Genomic DNA, 24490 nt, shown 5'->3' with positions numbered 1-24490 from the left:
ATACGACCGCTGTGCTCATACATTCATGTCTGCAATCCACATCGCAGCAAGCTTCATCTTCTATCTCAAGGAATGAGTCCTGAGCCTAGATGACCGGCACAGAGCCGTTACAAGTCCAGGCCGCCGTGGATTCCGGCTGGCGACCGGAAACCATACGCAAGATGGCACGCAGGTCGCACACCGGCATCTCGAAGCAGCCAACTGCCATCCAGCGACGGGATTGCTGATAAACCGCCAACCAGGGCGGCAGATCGTTCGGCATGGTGCGCCAAGCAATCCTGTAGTGGATTGCGTAGCGCAACCCGTTGAGCGGTTCGCGCAAATCATACCGCCGCAGCTCCGTGTCCTCTCGCATCAGAACCAGATACGGGATAACCAACAACCATTCTTCATCTGATACGTCAGAGGGATACTGCTGTCGAACTCACGATATTCAGCACTTCTGAACAAATAATGAACAAAAGTACATAACACCCTCTAGAGAGAGGCATCATAAAATATTAACTTGGACATTCATTTTTATTTATCAGACTAGAAGAAACAGAAATAACTTCATCTACTGGAATACTGCGTAAACATATAGCTTCTTTACCGCATTGAGCCATATTGTTAATGCTGCATCCTGCGCAGGGAACCTGTCGGGTAATGCTTACTCCTCCTCTATTTTGTCCCCATTCTCGCCAATTCAGACGCGGAATTGAGACGCTAATGACAATTGGAACACCACGAATGGCAGCAAGGTGCTTAGGACCGGTTTCGTTGCCAATAAAAACACCCGCATGACTTATGAGAGTATCAAAGGATGATGCCTCTATCCGTTCCAAGAAAACTATATTTTTAATGTCTGCACACAGTTTTTTCTGATGATCAGATAATTCTGTATCAGCAAAAAATAGAACGGGCATTCCTTCATTCTCTGTAAGGTGACGAGCTACGGATATGAAGTTTTCTATAGGCCATTGGCAAAGCGGATGCCTGGATCCAGAATGGACTATGGCATATTCACCGTGCCTTACATTGTAATTCTGTAATATTTTACTTTCAACTTCATTGGCGATCTGGGGAACAGCAGGTTGTATCTGCTCTATGGCACTTTCCAGGGCCTGGACAAGCATCATGACATGTGCAGCATGATTGACAATTGCCTTTGAATTGATTTTGTCACGAGAAGTAACCTCAATACCAAAATCAATAAAAGAGAAACGTTCAGGTTTGAATCCGACGCGATAATGCGCGTCACACAATAGCATAAGGGGTTGGCTTTCTTCCCCGGGGCATAAATCTATGGCAAGGTCAAAGTGACGACCGTTTAAAGCTTTCCTCACCTGTGCTTCAGCTTCAGGCGTGATAAAGCGCGCTTCACTGACATGAGAATAGCTAAGAGAAATGGTCAGGAATTCATCTGCAATGCCACTACTTCCAATAAAATCCTGAACGAACTTCTGGCATAGGACGGTAATCGTGGCATCAGGAAACATTTTGCGGATACGCATCATGGCAGGCATTGAAGCAGATACGTCTCCCAACTGATCAGTACGCAGTATCAGGACAGATTTTATTGGATATGAAAAAATACTCTTACGTGGGTGATGTATAGCAACCGGGCGATTAGAAATGACATCTGTTATATCATGTTTATGTTTTTCCGATGCTAATAAACTTGGGACAAAGGCGTCTGATAAGGCTGCATCTTCGCCAACTTTCTGCAACAGGATTTCCTGAGGCATCTTTTCGACAAAGCGACGCATGCGGGCTACACATTTTGTTCCTGCATACGCATGAATACGAAGTTTATGCGCTCCGCTCGGGAGATCTTTGGAATCAAACCATATGTTTACGGACCAGACATCGATCCCCTTGTAATTTGTCATGAAAACGGGCTTTGTCTGCCCTAACACTGTAGGGTCATCGCCCAATGTTACTGTAGCCGAAGTTAAAGGCTTGGTTGCATAAACCAGAACCCGGACAGCAACGACCCCTGATAATATTGGCCTTCCTATATCATTTTTCAACCATCCGATCTGCTGAAGGCTCATGCGCAAATGTAAAGGTATGGCTCCGAAAAAATATTTCAGATTTCTATTGTGTTTTATGAATTTAACTTCCGTCAATCTTCTGATTGCCGGAATTACTTCGGATCTTTCGTTTAACCTGCCAAGTTTTGCGTCAGGTATGTTGTCAATTTTTTCGACCTTATAATTTGAATTCTCGACCATCTAAAGAACCTCCTGTTTTTATGATGATATAATTCTATCATCCTGATTATCTTTGAGTGATTTGTAATCAGTTCGGGGGACAATAGAGACGCCCCGTTTGTTCGGACAGTTTTGGTGGTTGAATAAGCCATACCCGATTGATGTCATTCCGCCATTCTGACCGCATTGGTGCGGTATGATACGCCTCATCGGCCGCGCGTCCACCCAGTGCAATATGTGAATGCTGCCTGTTATAATGAGCGACCCACTCCGCGAGACGCACATGGATATCTGAGCCGGTCCCAAAAGCACGCAGGTAGATGCATCCGTATTTCAGTGACCGCCACCGACGCTCAATGAAGACATTGTCCAGCCACAGGGCACAGCCATCCATGCCAATGCAAATCTGACATTCCTCCAATACTCTGTTGAAGCGGAGCGTCTCGATGCAGAACCTGGTGTCCATTGTGTTCGATAGGTACCAGCCCAGAACTCTGCGCGTTACCCAGTCCAAGATCGCCACGAGATAGAGGAAGTCGCGCCTCATGGGGATGTAGGTGATATCGGAACATCAGACCTAGTTGGGCCGGTCAATCGCCAGATCACCCGCATCAACTCACGACTTGAGCTCACCTGAATACCGTTTCCTCGTAACCCTCCCATGAAACCCGTCCTCTTTCAGGTCAGATTATGGCTTAATCACCTGTTCGAAAGTCCGGGGCCACCTCTCATACCTACTCAGGGTTGCCTTCAGATAATAAAAGATCAATAGTCGCCCGTGCTGCTTCCAGCGCACCTCGGTCATCTTGGGACAGAACGATGGATTTATGCGGTAATCCTTCACACTTCTGAGAAAATCGTTTAATCGCCTTAATGGACAAATTCAGGTTTTCCTTCCATTTAAAAGATGGCGCTTGTGTGTTTTTGGGCGATGCGGCCATTCCCTTGGTTGTCCGGGACTGGTTTGCAGCAGATACTGTAAGCTCTCCATCTATGGCTTTCTGCATAAGTAGTTTTCTCATGGCAGAATCAGATTCTCTGGAAATCAACACAAGTGTATTTACAGGAATTCTCAATTCAGACGCTTTTTCTAAAAACTCACTGGGTAACTCAAGTATACGCAAAGATCTGTTGACTCGTGGCTGACTCAGGCCTAACTGACGCGCCATTTCGCTTTGTGACCAATTATTATGATCCATGAGCTTCTTCAGGCCACGGGCTTCATCAACAGCTGACAGATCTACTCTTAATAGATTCTCAACCAAACTGGCGCTCTCATGGTCGCCGGTATGTTCCATCGCAAGAAGTACTGGCCATCCAATTTGAAGCGCAGCGCGCCAGCGACGCTCTCCTGCAACAATAATCCACTGCCCGTCTTTTTCAGGTTCAGGACGCAGTAAAATAGGCTGAAGTTGCCCATGTATTCGAAAGGACTCCGCTAGTTGATCGAGTTCCTGCGGGTCGAATACCTTTCTGGGTTGAGATGGATCCGCTGAAATTTTATCCAATGCAACCTCAAAGGTATGATTGAACTTGCTGGCATTCAAAAACGGTGTTTCCACTTTACTCATTAAACCGGCCTGCGCCGTAAGAAATGGGGAAGCCTCACGAACCTTGAATTTCCGTGCCATTGGATTACTCCGATGCGATGATCATAGATAGAATATCGGATGCCTTAACGGGAACCGTGCCGTTCGATATCGCTTCGGCAAGACGTATGTAGGGTTGTATGGCAGGATTACGAGGTGTCAGTTCAGCAGGTATCTTTGAGGCCCATGCGGCATTGCTATAGGCCGTACTACTCGGAACGGGTTCAAGTACTTCCGCGCGCCCTTTCAGTATTTCAATAAGATGCGTCACTATCCCAATATCGACATATTGAGTTTGGGAAAACTGTGTGGGAATTACTCCACCTATACGTAATCTGGGATTGGAACGGCGGTGGACCTTGGAAAGGGTATCCAGAATCAGATTTACCCCCATTACATCATAGGGTTCTGTTCTCACCGGAATATACACGGTATGGGCCGCCGTAAGAGCCATCCATGTCAGAAAACCCAAATGAGGCGGACTATCAATTATAATAAAATCATAAGAAGATCTTACCGAGGCAATAGCCTCTCTCAACAGACCTTCAGTCCCTGGTTCACGACGTACATCAACCTCGGCCAAATCTATATGGCTAGGAGCAAAAGCAAAAGGAAGCTGTCGACCAGAAGAGAATTCCGTACCTTTGGGCAAAATCACGTCAGAAAAAGGAACATCCTTGAGCAGTGAAGCATCCAGTGTCCGACCATTGCGATATATTGATACGATATCATGCCCAACAAGGGCAGATGTTGCACTTGCCTGCGGGTCAGCGTCAATGAGAAGTACTCTGTAATTCAACCTGGTCAGTGCAAAGCTGATATTAAGAGCGCTCGTAGTTTTTCCGACCCCACCTTTCTGATTTGCAAATGTTATAACTCTTGTATCTTGTGGTTTACGGTCTGCAAGGGCCTGAAGTTCTGTTGCAACATCCTGCGGTATGGATTGTTTGCCATTTTCCCACCGCGAAATCGTATGCCGGTCATAATTGCGCTGGAGCCGCTCATTGAGCAGATCCTTTAATTGTGTTTGCGATAGACCAAGTTGAGAGCGAATAGCCTTAAAGGCAGACATATGTAGCCTCGCATACCGTGGGAATGGCCTAGTTTCATACCATCAACACTCAACAGTCAACACTCAACACTCAACAGTTGGGAGAGAATTGAAAAAACATTCCGGACTCAGGACCTATTAATTTATTGAATTGAGCGATGTTCCATGATTCACAGATCATCGTGGAGGATGAGCCTGTGAGTGACGTGTCTTTGCTGTCTGAAAGCCAGATGCAGAGGATTTGACTCTGCCCCGTGAAATGCCCTCGTTTTTGAGTAAGGTCTGTCCAACCGGAGACAGACAATGAAGAGATCACGTTTCACGCAGGACCAGATCATCGGAATCCTGAAAGAGCATCAGGCGGGTGCGTCGGCGACCGATCTATGTCGCAAGCACGGGATCAGCGATGCAACGTTCTGCACCTGGCGGTCGAAATACGGCGGCATGGAGGTATCGGAGGCGCGGCGGCTCAAGGCTCTGGAAGACGAGAATGCGAAGCTGAAGCGGCTTCTGGCGGAGAGCGTGATGGATGTCTCGACGCTGAAGGAACTGCTGGCAAAAAACTCGTGACGCCCGGCTTGCGGCGAAATGCTGCGACCTGGGCGATTACGGAGCAGGGTTACACGCAACGCCGTGCGTGCCGATTGGTCGGTATCGATCCGAAGACGTGGCGCTATGCGTCGTGCCGCCCGGACGACAAGGCAGCGCGTGCCCGTCTGCGGGAACTGACGGGAGAGCGGCGCCGGTTCGGGTATCGGCGGCTGCGCATCCTGCTCGACCGCGAAGGGATCGCCATGAACCACAAGAAGCTGTTTCTGCTGTATCACGAGGAGGGTCTGTCGGTCCGCAAGCGGGGCGGCCGGAAACGGGCGCAGGGCACGCGCTCGCCAATGGTGCTGTCCAACGGGCCGAACCTGCGCAGGAGCCTGGACTTCGTGTCGGACGCGTTGAACAGCGGACGGCGCTTCCGGGTGCTGACGGTGGTCGACGACTACACCCGGAAATGCCTCGGTCTGGTCGCCGACACATCGCTGTCGGGCGAACGGCTTGGCCGCGAACTGGACAGGATCGCAGAAAGCCGAGGCTTTCCCATGATGATCGTCAGCGACAACGGCACCGAGATGACCTCGAACGCAATCCTGGCCTGGCAGGAAAAGCGGTCTGTGCTGTGGCGCTATATCGCACAGGGAAAGCCGCAGCAGAACGGGTTCCTCGAGAGTTTTACCGGCCGGTTCCGCGACGAATGCCTCAACGTGCACCTGTTCCGCAATCTTGCCCACGCTCGGACGGTCATCGACGCTTAGCCGGCCGACTACAATGCTGTCAGGCCCCTCACCAGCCTCAATGGCATGACGCCAGAGGCTTTCGCTCAACACGCCAAAACAGCATACAACAACCCACAGACCCTAACCCAAAACTGAGGGCACGTTCGGGCTGGGTCAACCGGCACAAAACCGTTACAAGTCCAGTCAAAGATACCCAGGCGGCCCACCGGATGAAACAATTGTATAGGGTCTTATGTGGATTATACTCTTTCGGGGTATCTTTCCACTGAAGCCCATTGCGAATTACATAAACGCTCCCGCTCAGAACCCGCCGGTCATCTACACGCGGCACTCTGTGAGCCAGAGGGAAATATGGCGTAATCCTCTCCATCTGTCTCTTGGACAACAAAAACATGTCACTCACAGGCCAGTCTTCCCAGAATGTCTATGAATCACGAAACGTAGTTCAATTCAATAAATCAATAGGTCCTGATCCTATTCCTGTGTCTATATTCATAAAATCCATAAGGTTAGTGGTTCTTTTTGAATTTCATGAGAATACATAATTAAATTCATTGGGAAAATTAAATAGGCACAATAGGTTTATTATTTATAATTCGACTCTATTGCGCCTATGTTGAGCTGTGTGAATTTATAAAAATTCAAACTATATTAATAGTACATGCTTCCCTGAAGGAACTTCTTGACATAAATGTTTATGCCATCCTCCAGAGTTGTGAATTCCTTCTTGTAACCCAAGCCACGAATCTTGCTCATGTTGGCACAGGTGAAATTTTGGTACTTTCCCCTAAGCTGGGCGGGCATGTCTACAAACTCAACCTCTCGGGGCGTACCAAGGGAATCACAGATGGCATATGCCAGATCGAGGTAGGTCCTGGCGACCCCTGTGCCGCAATTGAACAGGCCATTGACGTGTGGATTTTCGTAGAGCCACAGCATGACATCAACGACATCACCCACCCAGATAAAATCGCGGGCCTGCTGACCATCCGCAACGGAATCCGAGTCAGATTTGAAGAGTTTTGCCAGATGACCTTTTGAAATATCGTCATATTTTACTTTAATGACGGAGATCATCTTGCCCTTATGATATTCATTCGGGCCATAGACGTTGAAAAATTTAAGACCTGCCCACTGTTTGGGGGTCTTTTTCCCGTCACGGAGCTGCTGTGCTACCCACAGGTCAAAGACATGCTTGGACCAGCCGTACAGATTAAGCGGACGCAGTTTTTCAAGGTTTGAGGGATCATCAGAAAATTCTTCCCTCGTGGAAGCCGCACCGTAAGTTGCAGCAGACGAGGCATAGATAAAGCTGATGTCCTGTTCGGCACACCATGACCAGAGTTTCTGGGATAGCGTAACATTTGTATGCCAGACCAGATCACCATCGGTGGCCGTTGTTTCACTTATGGCGCCCATATGGAAAACGGCCTTGATGTCCGGCTTCGAGGCCAGAAATGCATCCAGGTCTTCTGGCGCGATGACGCGGGACGGGGCATGAAGCTGCAGGTTGCGCCATTTTTCTTCATGACCAAGCCAGTCAACAACGACAGTTTCCTCGCCGCGCGCATGAAGTTCAGCCTGGAGATAGGAGCCGATAAAACCGGCTCCACCTGTAACAAGTATCATGTTGACCATTCCATAAGTAAATTATTGACGGTTAAAGTAGGTTTTCAGTGCCGTGAGGATAAACGGGTCTAAAGCAGCTTTTTAACCTCGGCGAAGACCTCTTCAACCTTGATGTGCCTGACGCATGCAATATCCTGCGCACACTCATCCGGCTCATGATGTAGGGCGCAACCGGCGCATGGCACCTGTCGGCTGATAATAACACCTGTCTGTTCCTGACCCCATTCAATCCAGCTTATGCGCGATGAATGAAGGCTGACCACCTGCGTACCACGCAATCCGGCAAGATGCTTGGGGCCGGAATCATTCCCCACAAACACAGATGCATAGGAAATCAGGGCATCAAAGTGGTCGAAAGGCAGCTTTTTGGCCAGAAAGATAATCTTGCCGTTAAGTTCTTCTTTCGAGAAGTGATTTTTCTGTGTCTCATCATCGGCAATGAAGACGACCCGGATACCCAGTTCGGCAACGATCCGCTTTGCCAGCTGGCCATAATGGGGCCACTGGGAGAATTTTATCCGTGATCCGGAGTGGATGAGAACATAGGGCTCGTTTTCGCCAAGACCATAATTCGTCAGTAGCGAACGCGGAAGGTCATCGCGGCGCACAACACGCGCATCGCTTTTCAGCCAGAGTTCCAAGCTTCTGACAATAAGCATCATTCTTACGGAGTGATGCGTAAAATCAAGGTTGGAAATAGGGTCATGGGTGATGATGTCGAGTTCAAACGTCTTGGCGTCCTCGAAGCCGTACCCCATGGTGACAGGTGCGCCGGTAAGGGCAACGAGGCTTCTGGACGGTCCGGAAAGCACGAAGTCGATCGTCAGGTCGAAATTGTATGCCTTCAGTTTTCTGATCAGGTCTTCCTGATCATTGATGTCCATGACACGTTGGCGCTGTGCCGCTTCCTCAGGGAAGTCAAGTTCGATGATCTCGTCAAATATGCCGTAGGAACGGGCAAGATCAATACAGGCAGGGCTCATGATGCCGACGATCTTTGCATCGGGCAGAAGCTGCCTCAGGCGCAGAAACGCCGCAGTGGAAACCACGGTGTCGCCAAGCTGATCGCTGCGCAGTACGGCGACAGTCCTGATCGGTCCGGGGAAGGAGGCGTTTGAAGCCTTGTGGACAATGCTCGGCCGTGCGTTGATCTGCTCCACCAGGGAGCGCGAAGGATCGGGCTCGAAGGGGGCAATAATGGCGTCACTATCAGTGAAGAACCCTTCAGGCAGCGGATCGGCCACGATCAGGTGATCGCGCATCCAGTTACGTCCCTCGACTGCCTCGTCATTCACGCCAAATGCGCAGAAGATGAAGTGATGCCACCCGCGCGGGACACGTGTGAAATCAATCCATGCGTTGTAGGCCCACTTCCTGATATTGGGATTTGAACGCTCAAACTTCTGCGGGGCTTCTTTCAGCTTGCCCGAGTAGATGAGTTTCCCATCCATATAGATATAAATATCAGTCAATGGCACGTCGGAGACCAGAAAGCCCCTCAGTGCTTCAATCCCCCGCAGGGTCTGGCCACTGCCCCATTCGGTTTTCTGGAAGTTACCCCGCCGGGTGAAAACGAATGCAGGGTGATGGTCCTGATGAAGCTCGTCCCATCCTTTCTTGAACAGGCTGGAATCTATGCGCTGATCAAAATTCCGGATGTCTTTCTTTTCTTCAGCGAGAACAAAGTTCTGTATGGATTCACTGCGTATCTGGCGCTCACGCTGTTCCAGTTCCGCGCGGATCTTGCCAATATGCGCAAGCCCTTCCTGGGGAGCCGCCCAGTCGGAACGTAGGGACAGGGCCCGTTCATAGAAAAATTCTGCCTCATCGTATTTCTTCTGGCTCTGATAGAGGTTTGCCAGATCAAAGCAGGCATCCACATTATTGGGATCTGCCTTCAGGATACGAAGGTAGAGGGCCTCGGCCTTGGCCAGATCCTTGGCCTTGATATACATCCTGGCGCTTTCGCTCAGGCGCTCGACCAGATGATCGCCAAAGTCGGCGGCACGTTCGAACAGCATGGCGCTGACCACGTAATGATCGGCCTCCCGTGCCTGAATGGCACGGGATATCAGTTCGGCTTCCATGGATTTACGCACGGTAGGCACTGCTTCAGTGATCTTCGAGCGGCCAAGCAGCTTTATGGGGTTCATGTTGATATCCATTTTTGTCTTTTGCAGAGAAATTTACGAGCGGATAGGGGCCTTATTTTTCCTGCAAAAGCGCGGTCGCCTCCTGAAAGACCTCTTCAACCGTGATCTTCCTAACGCATGCTATGTCATGAGCACATTCTTCCGGGTCCGCATGCAGGGAACAGCCCGTGCAGGGGAGCCGGCGGGTTATGATGGCGCCGGTCAGTTCCTGTCCCCATTCACGCCAGTCCGACCGGCCGGGATGGATGCTCAGCACCTTGGCGCCCCGAAGGCTGGCAAGATGCTTGGGGCCTGAATCGTTGCCGATAAAGAGCGAACTGTAGGAAAGGATGGCGTCAAAATCCTGGAAAGGCATTTTCCGCGCCATATAGATGATGCTTCCATCTTCGATTTTATCTTTTGGAAGCTTTTCCCGGTCCTTGTCGTCATCGGCGAAATAAACGACCTTTTTCCCGGCTTCGAGCATTTTCTGGCAGAGCGCCGGATATTCGGGCCAGCGGATCATGGCCAGTCGTGATCCACTATGAAGCACGACATAGTCTTCATCCTCGCCAATCCCGTAAGGAACAAGGTTGGCGCGTGAAATGTCATTGCGTTTTACGACCGTAGCCGGCCCATTGAGCCAGAACCCAAGCGCTTCGGAGAGAAGCTGGACCTGCGAGGAATGCCGCATGATGTGATAACCCGCCTTGGGGTCATGTGCGGCGGCGGAGAGATCGAGTGTCGTATTCCCGCCGGTATCGAACCCGAGCGTGGTCGGTGCCCCCGTCAGGGGCAGCAGCTTGCGGCTCAGGCCAGAAATCGCGAAATCAATCGCGACATCGAAATTATAGGGTTTCAGCCGGTTGATAAGCTCGGCCTGTTTGGCCTTGCTCATGACCCGGTCCTGCTGGACCGGGTCATCGGGGAATTCGATAACAACCAGCTCGTTGAAAATATTGAGCGTTTTAGCCAGATCCTTATTGGCCGAGGTCACGAGGCCGACAAGGTTGGCGTCAGGCAGGATCTCGCGAAGCCGCTGGAGTGCTGGCACGGAAGATGCCAGATCCCCCAGCTGATCGGTGCGCAGCACAGCTACATTCCTGATGGGTCCGGGGAATGTACTTTTGTCGGCCTTGAACACCACGCTGGGCATGGCGTTGATTGCATCGATGAGCTTCAGGGATTCAGCCCTGACGCGAGCGACCGTCGCAGCATCAAAGGCCATGCCAATAGCAACATATTCAGGCCGGGGCGCATCATTAACGCTGTCTGTTTCAATGACGTCCGGTTTTTCCAGCAGGGCATGGACCGCCTTTGCGGGCACGTAGGCGGCGCTTTTCTCTACGACATCTTCAGGGAGGGGTTCCGCAACGATAACCCGTTCGCGACGCCAGTTCTCACCCTGCCGCGGCTCGGCATAAGGCCCCTTGGCGACGAGCAGCATATCATATGCGCCACACGGAATGTCGGAGACGTCCACCCATGCATTATAGACGTACTTTCGCATGTTGGGATTGCTTTTTTCCCGCCGCAGGGGGGCGAGCTGCAGGTCACCGGCAAAGATCAGGCGACCATCAAGCGAAATTTCCAAGGTCGTATAGGTCTGATCGGTAACGAGATATCCCCGCAGTGAGTCAATACCCCGAAGCGTCTGTCCGCTGCCCCAGCGTGTTATCTGGTGATTGCCACCGCGGGTAATGACAAAAGCATTGGTGTGGTCGTGATAAAGTTCATCGCGTGTCTTGCGGACCAGAATCTGGCTGACCCTGCCATCGTGCGTTCTGCCGCCCTTATAAAAGCGCCGGTATTCATCGGAACGCCGCATATTATCAAGTTCTTCACGTGCATGGGCCCAGTCAGGGTCGGCAACGATGGTATCCTGATAATATTTCTCGGCTTCTTTATAATTGCCGGTCGTTTTATAAAAATGACCGAGCTGCATCAGAATTTCTTTATTATGCGGCGAAATTTCCAGGGCGCGTTTATAATACTTCTCGGCGGTCGGGAAATCCCGTCCTTCCTTGTACATGTGACCACAGATCAGCAGGAGATCGACCGTCGGCGGCCGCAGTTCCAGGACCTGACGGTAAAGTTCTGCGGCGGCAAGGTATTTGCCGCTATCCCGGGCTTCATCTGCCAGAATTCTGAATGTGTTCGCGATCTTGTGGGATGAGGGCGTAATGCCTGCATCTGCCTTCTTTTTCACGGAATGCAGGATATTCTTAGCGAGGCGATTCATTTTAGGTATGGTAATCTCAGGCATTGTTTCGTGAAGTCCCAGGCTGAAGGCATGATCTTATGTCAGGAAGAAAGTGTGAATTCTATGTCACGGAGCCATGAACGTTAAGGAAATTTTCCTTTCAGAAAAATAAACCACTGATAATTTATCATTTAATCATACGCTATCAGATTTTTCTATATGTGGGGAATGAGGTATAGGTATGGCTGCCAAGTTGCAGAAGCCCGGAATTTTTTCCAGTTGTGCAACGTACCTATATCTATTGTCCGTCCAGTCCCTGCATAGCTGATGGTTTCCATCATACGCGGGTTCTGGTCGTGAAGGCAGATAACGGAAATGGTCTGCCCGTCATGTCGCATGGTTCCCATGTATTGGAAGCGCACCCTGACGAGACCCAGGGTGCGCGCCGGATTTGCAAGTCATGCATATTATAAAATGATAAATGAAATATCTCGTTAACGATTTTGTCGAACTTCGTGTCTATTTCCAGTCCTGATGCATCCATGACTTTCCGAACGATTTCATCCAATTCGATCAATGCAGTCATGGGCAGGTATTGACGTATAGCTATCCGTTCGGACATAGAGATAACTACCCGGTTTCCAACTAGACAGGGCGCGTGGAGACATTCCTTTTTTCCGGAATGTGTGCCGTGCGTTCCGCTTCTTGTGTCACCGGGGGGCGGAAAGGCCACCAGTGCCAGGTGTGCCGCCCAAAAGCGGGTGTCGCTGCGCGGATGGTTCCATGCGCGACCTCTCGTGAAACATGAAGGGAAGTTGCATCGGCATGTTGAAGTGGCTGAACAAGGACGCCCCGCTCCGCGTCAAGATCAGGGTAGCAATGCTGTGTCTGGAGGCATATCTCATCCTTCAGATCATCATTGAGGCTGTTGGGTACTTTATCCATGAACCGATCAGCCACATGTTCCTTATGAATATGTGCGCGCTTGGGATTGGACAGATCATCGTCTTTTCCCTCTGGTCAGGGCTGACCGCTTTCGTGACGAAGCCCATCGAAACGCTCACCAATATTGGCGAGCAGCTGGGGCGGGGAGAGATCCGTGGCGACAGTAACATGCCATTCCTTCATAATCAGGACTGCACCGGTCGTCTATCCCGTATAATGATTTCGTTTTCCCGTGGCCTGCAGGAGCAGGCCGAGGCCAAGGCCAGTCAGGAAGCGATGGGCGAAGAGATCAAGGACGCCCTCAAGCGCAGCCAGGACCGCGACAAGCAGACGCATGAGGTCATTGACGTTCTTGGCGCGGCGCTGGCCGAGATGGCCAGGGGCGACCTGCGCATACGTATTACCGACACCATATTCGATGGTGAGTTTGCTCCGCTGCGTGATGCGTTCAACCATTCAGCCCTGCGCCTGAACGAAGCCCTGCAGGCCGTAGCCAACAATTCCGACCTGATCGCCACCGGCGCTACCGAGATTTCCACCGCATCGGACGATCTGGCGAAGCGCACCGAAAAGCAGGCATCGAACCTTGGTCAGGCAGCGGCCTCGGTCCGCACCATTACCGAGGGCGTGCAGCGCACCGCCGTAGCATGTTCCGAAGCCAGCAAGGAAACGAAGCAGGCACTGGAAAAGGTGACGGCGGCGACCGATGTCATGGTCCAGACCACGCAGGCGATGGATGCGATCAAGAAGTCATCCGATGCCATTGGCGAAATCATCTCGGTTATCGATGGCATTGCATTCCAGACCAATGTTCTGGCCCTGAACGCGGGTGTTGAAGCCGCCCGGGCGGGAGACGCGGGTCGTGGCTTCGCGGTCGTGGCTCAGGAAGTCCGTTCGCTGGCCGAACAGTCAGCCAAGTCGGCCAGTGAGATCAAGCGTCTCATTTCCCTTTCGGCCGATCAGGTGACCAATGGCGTCGATCTGGTGCAGAAGACAGGTCACTACCTGAACGACTTTGCCGGCAGCACGAAGAACAGCGCGACCCGGGTGGAAGAAATTTCCGTCTCGACCCAGGAACAGGCGCAGCGCCTGTCCGAAGTCACGACAGCCATTGGGGATATGGACCAGGTAACGCAGCAGAATGCGGCCATGGTCGAGGAAACAACGGCCGCCAGCCACAACCTGACTGCCGAGACCCGGACGCTCGCGCAAACGCTCAGCCGGTTCAAAATCGGCAACCGGCGGGAAAGGGCGCCTGTCATCAGTGCGCCCGAGAGTGCTCCCTCATTCACACCGCCGCCGCGTGTAGGCAAGACGGCGCGCGCGACGGTCGCCATGCTGGCCAATCATCTACCGACAACATCGTCCGACAAGGGCTGGGAGGAGTTCTGATATGTCCGATCCCCAACAGGGCGCGGACCCATCAGTCGCTGACGCCCCGGCCTCCACGGCATTGCCCGAGCGCCTGGATACGTCCGCCGCGTTTGCCCTCAAGGAACTGATCGAGCAGGCGCGGGAAAACGCCGGGACGGATACACCGTCCCTTGACGCATCAGGGGTCACCTATGTCGGGGGTCTCTGCCTCCAGCTTCTGGTGGCAAGTGGATGCACCCTTGTCGCGCCGTCAGACCAGGTGAAGGAAGCTTATGCTATCTTCGGGGTGAGTAAACTTCTGTCGGAACCAGTCATGTCTCCCGAGGAGCAATAAATATGGTGGGAAAGCGGACCATACGGGTCCTTACTGTTGATGACTCCCGGACCATGCTGGGCATGTTGCGCAAGGCCCTGGAAGGTGCGGGATACGACGTCATTCAGGGAGAGGACGGTGTAAACGGTCTGGAAGTCCTGCAGGCGGCAAATCCGCCGCCCGATGCCATCATTACCGACATCAACATGCCGCGTATGGACGGTTTCGGGCTGATCGAAGCCGTCCGCAAACTGGACCAGTTCAGGCACATCCCCATCATCGTTCTCACGACGGAGAGCGACCCGGAGAAAAAGGCCCGCGCCCGAGCGGCCGGCGCCACGGGGTGGATCATCAAGCCGTTTAGCACCGACAGTCTTGTGGCGGCCATCCGCCGGGTTACTGCCTGAAAGGGAGGGCACCAGAATGAGTGGTGACATGGACGATATCCTTCAGGTCTTCTTCCAGGAGTGTGAAGAACAGCTCCTGGAACTTGAACGCGGCCTGTCGGCTCTGTCTGATGGAGATTCCGGGCACGAGACCATCAATGCCGTCTTTCGCGCCGTGCATTCGATCAAGGGCGGCGCGGCTTCGTTCGGCCTAGAAAATCTCGTGCGCTTTGCGCATGTGTTCGAAAGCTCGCTTGATGGCCTGCGCTCGGGGCGCATTGTCCCAACGCATGACATCATCAAGATCTTTCTCAAGGCCATGGATGTTCTCAGCGATCTGGTGGCCGAGGCACGTGGTGGCCCGTCCGTTGATGCAGGGCGCATCGCGGAAAGCCGGAGCGAGCTTGAGGCCGTTATCGGCAAGGACAAGGAAGAAACTGGTGCGGCAACGGAAGACGCAGCACCGCAGGATTTTGTTCCGGTCCCTGTCAGCTTCGAGCCGGTTCCGGTTGACTTCGGGTTTGATGATGCTTTTGCCGCTCCGGCGGCTGAACCGCTGGTTGTCACGTTCCGGCCGCAGGCGGCCATGTATGAACGTGGGGATGACGCCAGGAACATCCTGATCGGCCTTGCCGATGCGGCAAAAGCCGTTCCGGACGGGGAAATTGCCGTCACCTGTGATACGTCGGATCTACCCCCGTTTGATGAACTGGTTCCGGACAGACCCTATCTGTCCTGGCGTGTCGTCCTTCCGGCGGAAGTGTCGGATGAGAGCGCCAATGCGGTATTCGACTGGGTAAGCGATGTCTGTGAATTCACGCTGTCCCGGGGCAATGATCCGCAGCCGCAGGACGATGAAGCCGTTACAGCTGGTGAGGACGGCGCGGAGCTAAAAAAAACACCTGAGGATGGATCTCCGGCACCCGTCCCTCAGGTTGAGATAGCGGCCCCGCCCGCAGTGGTGGCGTCTCCCCCGGCACCTGTCCCGACGGCAGCACCTGCCAACAATGGCAATGCGCGGAGTGTCCGTCGGCCCGAACAGGCATCAATCCGTGTGGATCTTCATCGGATTGATGACCTCATGGATCTTGTTGGGGAACTGGTCATCGCCCAGGCGGCGATTGAGTCCCTGTGCCGTCGGAATGACAGTACGGCGCAGCGGGAGATGGCCGAAAGCATCACCAGCATGAAGGCGCTGACACGCGATATCCAGGATGCCGTCATGGCGGTCCGGGCCCAGCCGGTGCGCAGCGTGTTCCAGCGCATGCAGCGTGTCGTGCGTGAAGCCAGCAGCATGACGCACAAGGATATTGTCCTGACGCTGGAAGGCGAAGATACCGAAGTTGACCGGACGCTGGTGGAAAAGCTGACGGACCCGCTGACCCATATGCTGCGCAATGCAGTTGACCATGGGATTGAAAGTGCCGAGGACCGCCTTGCCGCGGGCAAGCCGGCGGAAGGTCATATCCTGCTTTCCGCGGGCCATCGCTCGGGCCGTATCCTGATTACGATCAAGGATGATGGGGGCGGGATCAATCGTGAACGTGTGCTGGCGATTGCGGTCAAGCGTGGCATCGTGGCGCCGGATGCGGTGCTGACCGATGACGAGATCAATAATCTCATCTTTGCTCCCGGTTTCTCGACAGCCGCCACGGTTTCCGATCTTTCGGGGCGCGGCGTGGGCATGGATGTCGTCAAGCAGGCCATTCTTGGTCTGGGCGGCCGGGTCACGATCCACAGTGTGGAAGGGGAAGGCACCACATTCTGCCTCAGCCTCCCGCTCACGCTGGCCGTGCTTGATGGCATGCTGATCGTCGCTGGTGAGTCCACCATGGTCATTCCGATTTCGTCCGTGGTCGAAACCATGATGATCAACCCTGCGGATATTTACTCCCTGCCCGATGGTAGCCGCATGGTCTCGATCCGTGGCAACTGCATGCCGTTGATACCGCTTGGCTTCAAACTGGGGCTGTCCACATCTGACAAGCCATCGGCAGATGCGGTGATCCTGATTGTGGAAAATGAATCCGGGGCACGGGTTGCGCTGGTCGTGGACAAGATCTGCGATCAGGCGCAGGTGGTCATCAAGAGCATTGAGAAAAATTACCGGCAGATACCCGGCGTATCGGCCGCGACCATCCTTGGTGATGGCAGTGTTTCCCTGATTTTGGACGTTCCGGCGCTGATTGCTTCCGCCATCCGGAATATTGATACCAGGTCGCAGAATACCCGTAGCGGTCTGGCAGCGTAATCGAACCACATTATGACGATCAGGATTGAAGTAGGGAACCGGACGTGACTGAAGCAGCAGAGGCCACAGACGCCCAGATTGTGAAAATGATCGTATTTACCGTGGGGGAGCAGGAATACTGCATACCGATCCTCAGCGTACGGGAAATCCGGGGATTTGAGAAAACGACTGCTCTGCCCTTTGCACCCCATTACGTGTGTGGGGCCATCAATCTGCGCGGCATCATCCTTACGGTGATTGATCTGGCGGTCTATCTCAACATCCAGCCGCAGGCGAACAATCCGCGCCGTGTCGTCGTGATCGTTGAGTCAAAAAACGGCATTGTATACGGCCTTCTGGTCGACCGCGTCATCGATATGGCCGATGTCAATATAGATACCATCCAGTCCGTGCCCGAGGAGGGAAGCAGCCTTAGCGGGCTGGTTACGATCGGCAACCGGATGATTGGCGTCCTTCGCCTTGAAACTGTCGTTTCCCAGCTGGTTGAGGGAATGGCATCTGCATGAGGGGTACACAGTTGGCCAACGAGCCTGACTTTACAGAGGCTGACTTCCAGAGGGTACGTCGCATCGCGCAGGAAGAGGCCGGGATACATTTCCCTGAATCAAAAAGTACGCTCGTCTATTCGCGTGTTTCCCGCAGGGTGCGTGAAACCGGCCATACGTCGTTCAGGGCCTATCTGGATTCTGTTCAGGCCCCTGATGGCCGGGCCGAGATGGAAAACCTCATCTGTGCGCTGACAACCAATGTCACGAATTTCTTTCGTGAAAAGAACCACTTCGTCCATCTGGAAGAGGTGGTGATCCCGGCCATGGCGGCAAGGGTCCGGGCGGGTGGGCGCGGACGGATATGGTCTGCAGCCTGCTCAACCGGGCAGGAGCCATGGAGCATCGCCATGTCCATCATGACGGCATTTCCCGATGCGGCGTCCCATGATGTGCGTGTACTGGCAACGGACATAAACTCCCAGGTTGTAGCTCAGGCCGCGACCGGCATTTATCCGGAAGAAGAAACCGAAGCCATCCCGCCTAACAAGAAGTCCCAGTTCATGGAGCCCTATGGTCAGGGAATTCTCCGCTTTGGCGGGAGCATCTGCCGCTTGCCGGCTTTCCGTGTTCTCAACCTGAATGCGACATGGCCGATGAAGGGAATGTTTTCCGCCATCTTCTGCCGCAATGTCGTCATCTATTTTGATGAGGCCACACGGGAACATCTCTGGCGGCGTCTGGCCGACAAGCTGGAACCGGGAGGGTTTCTCTATGTCGGTCATTCTGAAAGGGTGGCAACCAAAAACGAGTGCGGCCTGGAGCAGATAGCCCCGACCATTTACAGGAAGGATCACTGAGCCATGGAGAAACCTGTAAAGGTTCTTATCGTCGATGATTCGCGGACGATGCGGGCGCTTATCCGACGGTCTTTTGAGGATCAGCCCGAGATTATCGTCTGTGGTGAAGCGGCGAACCCGATCGAGGCCCGTGACCTGATCATCAAGGACCAGCCGGATGTCATCACGCTTGATGTCGAAATGCCGGGGATGAACGGGCTGCAGTTTCTCGAAAAGATCATGCGCCTGCGGCCCATTCCGGTTGTCATGGTTTCCAGCCTGACGGTACGGGGTGCGGACACGGCCATTACGGCCTTGCAGATGGGTGCGTTTGACTGTTTTCCCAAGCCTGCCAATGTCGTCGGGACCGATGCTTTTGCAGGCCTGAAAAGGCTTGTCATTCAGGCAGCCCACTCGCGGCCCACCTCCCGGACCCGGCCAGTTGCGCCGGTGGCGCCACCGGCAGGTGGGGTATCGTCCCCGCTGCTGCAGAAAACGTGGGCGAGCAGGGTGGAACTGGTCGCAATCGGCGCCTCGACTGGTGGCGTGGAAGCTCTGGAGGAAGTCCTTTCGGGATTTCCGCAGCAGAGCCCGCCCATGGTGGTCTGCCAGCATATGCCGGCTCTTTTCACGGCCAGCTTTGCACGGCGGCTTGATATGAAAATACCGGCCCTCTCCATTGCCGAGGCAAAGGACGGCGAGGTCCTGCTGCCAGGTCATGTCCGCATCGCACCGGGTGGGGACAGGCACACCAAGGTGGAGCGTCGGGACGGCAAATATGTAACCAGACTGGTAAGTGCCGCCCCGGTCAGCGGGCATTGTCCGTCTGTTGACGTGCTGTTTGAATCTGTTGCCCAGCAGGTTGGCAGGAATGCACTGGGCATTATCCTGACCGGCATGGGCCGGGATGGCGCCGAGGGACTTCTTGCCATGCGTCAGGCCGGGGCGCCGACAATCGGACAGGACAAGGCATCGGCGGTTGTTTACGGAATGCCGCGGGTCGCAGCCGAAATCGGAGCGGTCTGTCAGGTGGTGCCTCTTAATCAGATCAGTGCGGCCGCCATGGCTATCCAGGCGCGCTGATGTGTCATATTAGCCAAAATCACAATTAATGCTTGACTCCGGGTCAACTGACCGGAATTGAAAAAAGAAAGAAGGGGGAGACAATGCCAGCCGCTTCACAGATCAAGGCACTTGTTGTTGACGATCAGTCCTCTATACGCCAGATCCTGGCCAATAGTCTTGCGCAGATCGGGTTTGTAAATATTGCGCAGAGGAAGGATGGGAAGGAAGCGTTCGAATATCTTGAACAGAACCCGACCCATCTGGTGATTTCGGATTTCAACATGCCTGTCATGGACGGTCTTGCGCTGCTGCGTGCCGTCAGGGGTAATCCGAAAACCCAGAAGACCGCTTTCATTATCCTGACCAGTGAAGCAAGCCGGGATCTCGTGCAGGAAGCTGTCAAGGCGGGCGTGAACAACTTTCTTGCCAAGCCCTATACCGTAGCAAAACTGCGCGAAGCTCTGGAAAAGGTATTCGGACCCATAACGTGACGCACATCCCCGCAGTCGCGATGATTGTGCAGGGGGAGGTTGCCATCTCCAACGACCCTGCGGTTGTCCTGGGCACCCTTCTGGGGTCCTGCATTTCGGTCTGCATGTTCGATCCGGTTGCGGGGGTCGGTGGCATGAACCACTTTCTGCTGCCAGAAGGTGGTGAAAGCCACGATGCCATGGCCATGCGCTTTGGCGTCAATTCAATGGGTATGCTGGTCAGCGGCATACTCAAGGCAGGCGGCAAGCGCAGCCGTCTGGTATGCAAGGCATTTGGTGGGGCAACGGTTGTGCCCTCTCTTGGCCGTATCGGGCAGGAGAACATCCATTTTGTCATGCAGTATCTGGCGGATAAGGAAATCCCCTGCATTTCACAGAGTCTGGGGGGCAATCAGGCCCGACGGGTAAGGTTCTGGCCGACTACCGGCAGGGTGCAGCAAAACCTTGTACATGATGCCCAGGGCATCGGTTACCAGGAAGTTGCGGAAAGCCGGGAGAAGCTCCATACCCAGCGCAAATGGGCGATGGTATCCGGTATACGGCCCGAACCGTTCTGACCGAACAAGCATTAAAATTACCTGAATATTGAAGCTGAGAGATCATAATGGAAATGCATTCCATAAACCTGCCTGAAGCAGGCCAGACTACTACGGTCAATGAGGCCCTTGTGCGGGTTACGCATATTATGGACAGTGTTTATGAAGAACTGCTTGGTACTCAGCAGGCCATAGAGAAATGCGTGCAAAGTCATATGCTGGATGAAGGCGAAATGCATAATATCCAGAAGCTTGATTCCGCAACGCAGACCGTGGAGGCCCTGGCGACGGTTCTGAAAAACCTGATAGCCTGCCCTGCTGCCACCATGTCAGACACGGTAAATGTGGCCACCCTGTATGATGGGGTCAAACTGGGGGAAGTGGTACAGGCGCTTGGTGGTGAAGAACAAGTGGATAGAACGCATCAGGCTGGGGAAGTTGATCTGTTCTAATGGTGTGTGATTTGGTGAGAAAGGGGTAATTCATATATTCTATCTATGCTTTATAAGAATATATAATATCTGAATTTTTCATAAAAATGTAGTTTTTATATGATTGGTCATAGGAATAATAAATCCTGATCCAGACATATTACATGAATCAGTGATTTTTCTTTAAACAGATAGGCAACATCTCCCTTTTTATGGACCCTGCTGTAGCGGGGACAAAGGTCATCATCATCCCTTTCATTCATATGTATGGCCTGTGTCGGATAGCCAAGAATGTGTGTTTTGGTGAGGGCATCCGGGATGCTCCTTACCCATCATGATGATCAGGCGCGTAAGGCTTACGAGCTTACATTATCAACCCTGTTCGGAAAGCTTTCATGCCGACTGCCGGTCGTGCTCAGGAATATTCCAGCCTGCCTGCGTTAAGCGTATCCCCTCACCATTTCACACAGTGGCAGGAATCAATGTGTGATTGATAACAGGCTGATGTTTGAAGGCAGTAGATATCCGCTTTGCCGCATGGCATTGTTATGGTTCAGCCTCAGTTCTGAAGGTATCAGTTCAGAATGCGTTATCTCTTTTGAAGAGAATTATATGTATGCTTTTGAATATGATCTTCATATCCAGCCATAACGACCAGTTCTTTATATAGTATAGGTCGTAATCCAGACGCTTTTGCGCCATGTATCTGTTTTTTACTTCTCCCCTATAACCCATAACCTGCGCCAGGCCGGTGATGCCGGGTTTGACCATGTGCCGGGCTGAGTAGCAGTCTATGACCTCTTCATAGGGTTCGTTATTGACCTGCATGGCTGTGGCATGGGCGCGGGGACCAACAATCGACATGCTGCCGAATAACACGTTAAAAAACTGCGGCAGTTCATCCAGACTGAAGTTACGCAGGTATTTCCCTACTCTGGTAACACGGGGATCGTTCCGCACAGTTCTCTGCGCGCCCGTAGGGTCCGACTGTGCAATATACATGGTACGAAACTTGAATACCTTTATGACCTTGTTATTGAAGCCATAACGGTTCTGTATGAACAATACCGATCCTGTGCTGTCAATTTTTATAAGTAATGCTATAGCCAACATTATCGGAGACAGCATAATTATAAAAATGAACGCCAGTATTTTATCTTCAAGCCATTTTATTGCAAGCTGGTATCCTTCCAGCGGAACCTTGCTGATCGGGAACAGGACGATGTCCGGATCAGCCTGATCCATGCTGTCCGATTGTCCTGCCTCATCACTGTCCCGGGCCAGATAGATATTAACAGGCAGCACGATAATCTTGCGCAGGATGGCACGCAGCCTTTCACGCCTGATATCAACCATGGAAATAATAATGATATCAGGCAGATCCTTGCGACAGAACGCAACCATGTCATCAATATTCCCAAGAATGGGAACACTGTGCCGAAAATCCCTTAGGCGCTTCGTGCGGTCATCAAATATGCCGATAACTTCACAATGATCAGGCTCTTCCAGCAGTCTTGTGACAATTTTCTCTCCATTCTCTCCCCCACCCAACACGAGGACGCGCTGGCGCATGTAGGGCAGGCCTGTCCTGAACAGGTCTTTCAGGAATACTTTCCTTTCATGGGAGGGGGCAGGAAATGGCAGGATTTCTGGTGTAATGGGGGACTTTACATCCATTTTTTGCCATGAGGGGATAGCTGCCCCTTTGGACGAAGGTTCCTGCTGATGGGGAGAAAACATTTCAGCCACGTTGTTTCATATCCCTGAAAACTGCGGACATGAAACCGCATGCCGAAGAAACATATCTGGTCAGAAGTCGCCTGGGTTCAAGGGCAATGCGCCACAGCCATTCAATATTAAGTTTCTGTACGAGATGTGGCGGCTGCGGCGTCAGGCCCAGTGCAACCAGAAGCGCCTGGCCAATACACAGGGCCCAGCAGGGTGGCAAAACGTTTCTGTGCTGATCGACGAAGATCTCGCTTCGGGGCGCACCAACCCCCATGAAAAGGAGTGTGATTTGGTGATGACGGATGCTGGTGGCCAGACGGGACGCATATGCAGGGTCATTTTCAAACCCATGGGGGGGCACGGCGTAGGTTATTCTGTCCTGCAGACCATGCTTGGCGGCCCATTTCTGGGCGGCCGCAACGGTTCTTTCGCTATCAAGCACCATGAAAATACGATGTCGCGCCAGAAGATCGGGGCGGGCCAGAAGGTCAGTCACGATGCCCCGTCCTGTAACCCGCCCGGCAATCTGTTGACCGCGTAACCGGGCATAATAGACCAGAGGAAAGCCGTCACACGTCAGAATGGCGGCATGCCGGCAGGCCTGCGCGAACATCTGGTTATGCTGCATCAGGCTGATATGCTGGATATTGGGGGTAATAACCAGGCCCACACCTTCCTGTTCCGAACGAAAGGTCGTGCCTATGTGCGTAGCCACTTCACTTTCTGAAAGAGGCGAAAAATGCAGGCCAAAAATTTCGGGCGAACAAGGGCGATCAGCGGAATATTTTCTCATGAACGGTCTTTTGACTTTCGCCTTTGCAGGAAAGTTACAATCAGTAGCTTGCAGCAGAAATATTAATTAATCCGTACCTTAAAATATAATTGCATCATATACATTGCGTTATTGTATATAATATATTAAATTTTTGAAAAACATTTATTTACCAGCCAATGTTCTGGTTGAAAAAGTAATATGATGTATAAAATGTCTGCTTCAGGACCGGTTCAGCTTCCATAACATATCCATGGAAGAACAGAATGACAGGTACAAGCGCAAAGGCGAACCAGTGAACCATATAGCTCGGAACAGGTGGTAGGGCGCGGGTAATTAATGTAGCCGCCGTCGTGCCGATACATGCCCCGGCCACAACTTCCTCAGGCGTATGGGCATGCAAGATGATACGTGTATAGCCGATCAGTCCCGCAATCAGGGCAGGCGGCAGCATTGCTATCAGCCATGAATGGAAGCGGGGAGAAATGATCATGTTGATCAGGCTGCCGTAAACGGCGGCACTCGAGGCGACATGGCCACTGGCGCTGAAGGGATGGCCTTCATAGCCATAGAACTGGGCCCAGAGCAGCCCCAGCATTTTGCTCAGCACGATGCAGGTGAAGGTAAGAAGTATGCCAATGCCCCATATGGCCGCGTTACGCTTCCAGCCCATGGCTATGAACAGGACAATGGTGACCAGAAGGGGTCACGACACGAAAGTGTACTTTACGTACGCTTAGAGTGAACCCAACAAGAACGTTGAGGCTGTTCTGCTGAGAGTTCGATAGA

General features: G+C 52.7%; 19 protein-coding genes and 4 pseudogenes. 11 read left to right on the top strand and 12 right to left on the bottom strand.

The window, feature by feature from the left end:
* Nucleotides 1–121: 121 nt before the first annotated feature.
* From DY926_RS03045 to DY926_RS03025, 5 genes and pseudogenes are all read right to left on the bottom strand, one after another.
* A pseudogene (locus tag DY926_RS03045) lies at nt 122–421 on the bottom strand (transposase); the annotation flags it as partial.
* 79 nt (nt 422–500) lie between these two features.
* The gene (locus DY926_RS03040; RefSeq protein WP_116702019.1) at nt 501–2216 is read right to left on the bottom strand and encodes a glycosyltransferase family 9 protein; all 1716 of its coding nucleotides are present in this window, start codon (nt 2214–2216) and stop codon (nt 501–503) included.
* A 67-nt stretch (nt 2217–2283) separates the two neighbouring features.
* Nucleotides 2284–2766, bottom strand: a pseudogene (locus tag DY926_RS03035) (transposase); the annotation flags it as partial.
* Between the two features lie 163 nt (nt 2767–2929).
* A complete protein-coding gene (locus DY926_RS03030; protein WP_116702017.1) occupies nt 2930–3826 on the bottom strand; it encodes a ParB/RepB/Spo0J family partition protein in 897 nt (298 codons plus the stop codon).
* Between the two features lie 4 nt (nt 3827–3830).
* Nucleotides 3831–4856, bottom strand: a complete 1026-nt coding sequence (locus DY926_RS03025; RefSeq protein WP_116702016.1) for an AAA family ATPase — start codon at nt 4854–4856, stop codon at nt 3831–3833.
* Nucleotides 4857–5138: 282 nt separating this feature from the next.
* Between DY926_RS03025 and DY926_RS03020 the strand changes: the two are divergent.
* Nucleotides 5139–6256, top strand: a pseudogene (locus tag DY926_RS03020) (IS3 family transposase).
* A gap of 64 nt (nt 6257–6320) precedes the next feature.
* Here DY926_RS03020 and DY926_RS17795 read toward each other — a convergent pair.
* From DY926_RS17795 to DY926_RS03000, 4 genes and pseudogenes are all read right to left on the bottom strand, one after another.
* Nucleotides 6321–6524: pseudogene (locus DY926_RS17795) on the bottom strand (transposase); the annotation flags it as partial.
* Between the two features lie 248 nt (nt 6525–6772).
* Complete coding sequence (gene rfaD, locus DY926_RS03010) at nt 6773–7750, bottom strand: ADP-glyceromanno-heptose 6-epimerase (RefSeq protein ID WP_116702020.1); 978 nt, start codon at nt 7748–7750, stop codon at nt 6773–6775.
* Nucleotides 7751–7818: 68 nt separating this feature from the next.
* Nucleotides 7819–9903, bottom strand: coding sequence for a glycosyltransferase family 9 protein (locus tag DY926_RS03005; protein ID WP_158551908.1), 2085 nt, complete (start codon nt 9901–9903; stop codon nt 7819–7821).
* Nucleotides 9904–9955: 52 nt separating this feature from the next.
* Nucleotides 9956–12148, bottom strand: coding sequence for a glycosyltransferase family 9 protein (locus DY926_RS03000; RefSeq protein ID WP_116702014.1), 2193 nt, complete (start codon nt 12146–12148; stop codon nt 9956–9958).
* Between the two features lie 975 nt (nt 12149–13123).
* Between DY926_RS03000 and DY926_RS02995 the strand changes: the two genes are divergently transcribed.
* From DY926_RS02995 to DY926_RS02950, 10 genes are all read left to right on the top strand, one after another.
* Nucleotides 13124–14422, top strand: coding sequence for a methyl-accepting chemotaxis protein (locus DY926_RS02995; RefSeq protein ID WP_241503023.1), 1299 nt, complete (start codon nt 13124–13126; stop codon nt 14420–14422).
* Nucleotide 14423: 1 nt separating this feature from the next.
* Complete coding sequence (locus tag DY926_RS02990) at nt 14424–14738, top strand: STAS domain-containing protein (protein WP_116702012.1); 315 nt, start codon at nt 14424–14426, stop codon at nt 14736–14738.
* A gap of 2 nt (nt 14739–14740) precedes the next feature.
* Nucleotides 14741–15124 (top strand): response regulator, encoded by a 384-nt coding sequence (locus DY926_RS02985; protein ID WP_116702011.1) that lies wholly within the window; start codon nt 14741–14743, stop codon nt 15122–15124.
* Between the two features lie 28 nt (nt 15125–15152).
* The gene (locus DY926_RS02980; RefSeq protein ID WP_241503022.1) at nt 15153–17354 is read left to right on the top strand and encodes a chemotaxis protein CheA; all 2202 of its coding nucleotides are present in this window, start codon (nt 15153–15155) and stop codon (nt 17352–17354) included.
* A gap of 44 nt (nt 17355–17398) precedes the next feature.
* Nucleotides 17399–17860: a chemotaxis protein CheW gene (locus DY926_RS02975; RefSeq protein ID WP_116702009.1), complete on the top strand. Its 462-nt coding sequence runs from the start codon at nt 17399–17401 to the stop codon at nt 17858–17860.
* Entirely contained in the window at nt 17857–18699 is an 843-nt protein-coding gene (locus DY926_RS02970) for a CheR family methyltransferase (RefSeq protein ID WP_116702008.1), read from the top strand. The genes DY926_RS02975 and DY926_RS02970 overlap by 4 nt, the downstream gene beginning before the upstream one ends.
* 3 nt (nt 18700–18702) lie before the next feature.
* Nucleotides 18703–19761, top strand: coding sequence for a protein-glutamate methylesterase/protein-glutamine glutaminase (locus DY926_RS02965; protein ID WP_116702007.1), 1059 nt, complete (start codon nt 18703–18705; stop codon nt 19759–19761).
* An 83-nt stretch (nt 19762–19844) separates the two neighbouring features.
* Entirely contained in the window at nt 19845–20234 is a 390-nt protein-coding gene (locus DY926_RS02960) for a response regulator (protein WP_116702006.1), read from the top strand.
* Nucleotides 20231–20791: a chemotaxis protein CheD gene (locus DY926_RS02955; RefSeq protein WP_241503021.1), complete on the top strand. Its 561-nt coding sequence runs from the start codon at nt 20231–20233 to the stop codon at nt 20789–20791. Before DY926_RS02960 ends, DY926_RS02955 begins: the two co-directional genes overlap by 4 nt.
* A gap of 47 nt (nt 20792–20838) precedes the next feature.
* Nucleotides 20839–21222 carry a hypothetical protein gene (locus DY926_RS02950; protein WP_116702004.1) on the top strand — a complete coding sequence of 128 codons (384 nt, stop codon included), beginning with the start codon at nt 20839–20841 and terminating at the stop codon, nt 21220–21222.
* A gap of 558 nt (nt 21223–21780) precedes the next feature.
* Here the strand turns inward: DY926_RS02950 and DY926_RS02945 are convergent.
* The 3 genes from DY926_RS02945 to DY926_RS02935 all read right to left on the bottom strand — a co-directional run bounded on the left by DY926_RS02945 (nt 21781) and on the right by DY926_RS02935 (nt 24299).
* The gene (locus DY926_RS02945) at nt 21781–22941 is read right to left on the bottom strand and encodes a sugar transferase (RefSeq protein WP_116702003.1); all 1161 of its coding nucleotides are present in this window, start codon (nt 22939–22941) and stop codon (nt 21781–21783) included.
* Nucleotide 22942: 1 nt separating this feature from the next.
* Nucleotides 22943–23722, bottom strand: a complete 780-nt coding sequence (locus DY926_RS02940; protein ID WP_116702002.1) for a WecB/TagA/CpsF family glycosyltransferase — start codon at nt 23720–23722, stop codon at nt 22943–22945.
* Nucleotides 23723–23870: 148 nt separating this feature from the next.
* A complete protein-coding gene (locus DY926_RS02935; RefSeq protein WP_158551906.1) occupies nt 23871–24299 on the bottom strand; it encodes a phosphatase PAP2 family protein in 429 nt (142 codons plus the stop codon).
* Nucleotides 24300–24490: the final 191 nt, after the last annotated feature.

Source organism: Komagataeibacter melaceti (assembly GCF_003403295.1).
GTDB classification, from domain to species: Bacteria; Pseudomonadota; Alphaproteobacteria; order Acetobacterales; family Acetobacteraceae; genus Komagataeibacter; species Komagataeibacter melaceti.
The sequence above is the reverse complement of the archived record's forward strand: the minus strand, read 5'-3'. Positions and strand labels throughout refer to the sequence as shown.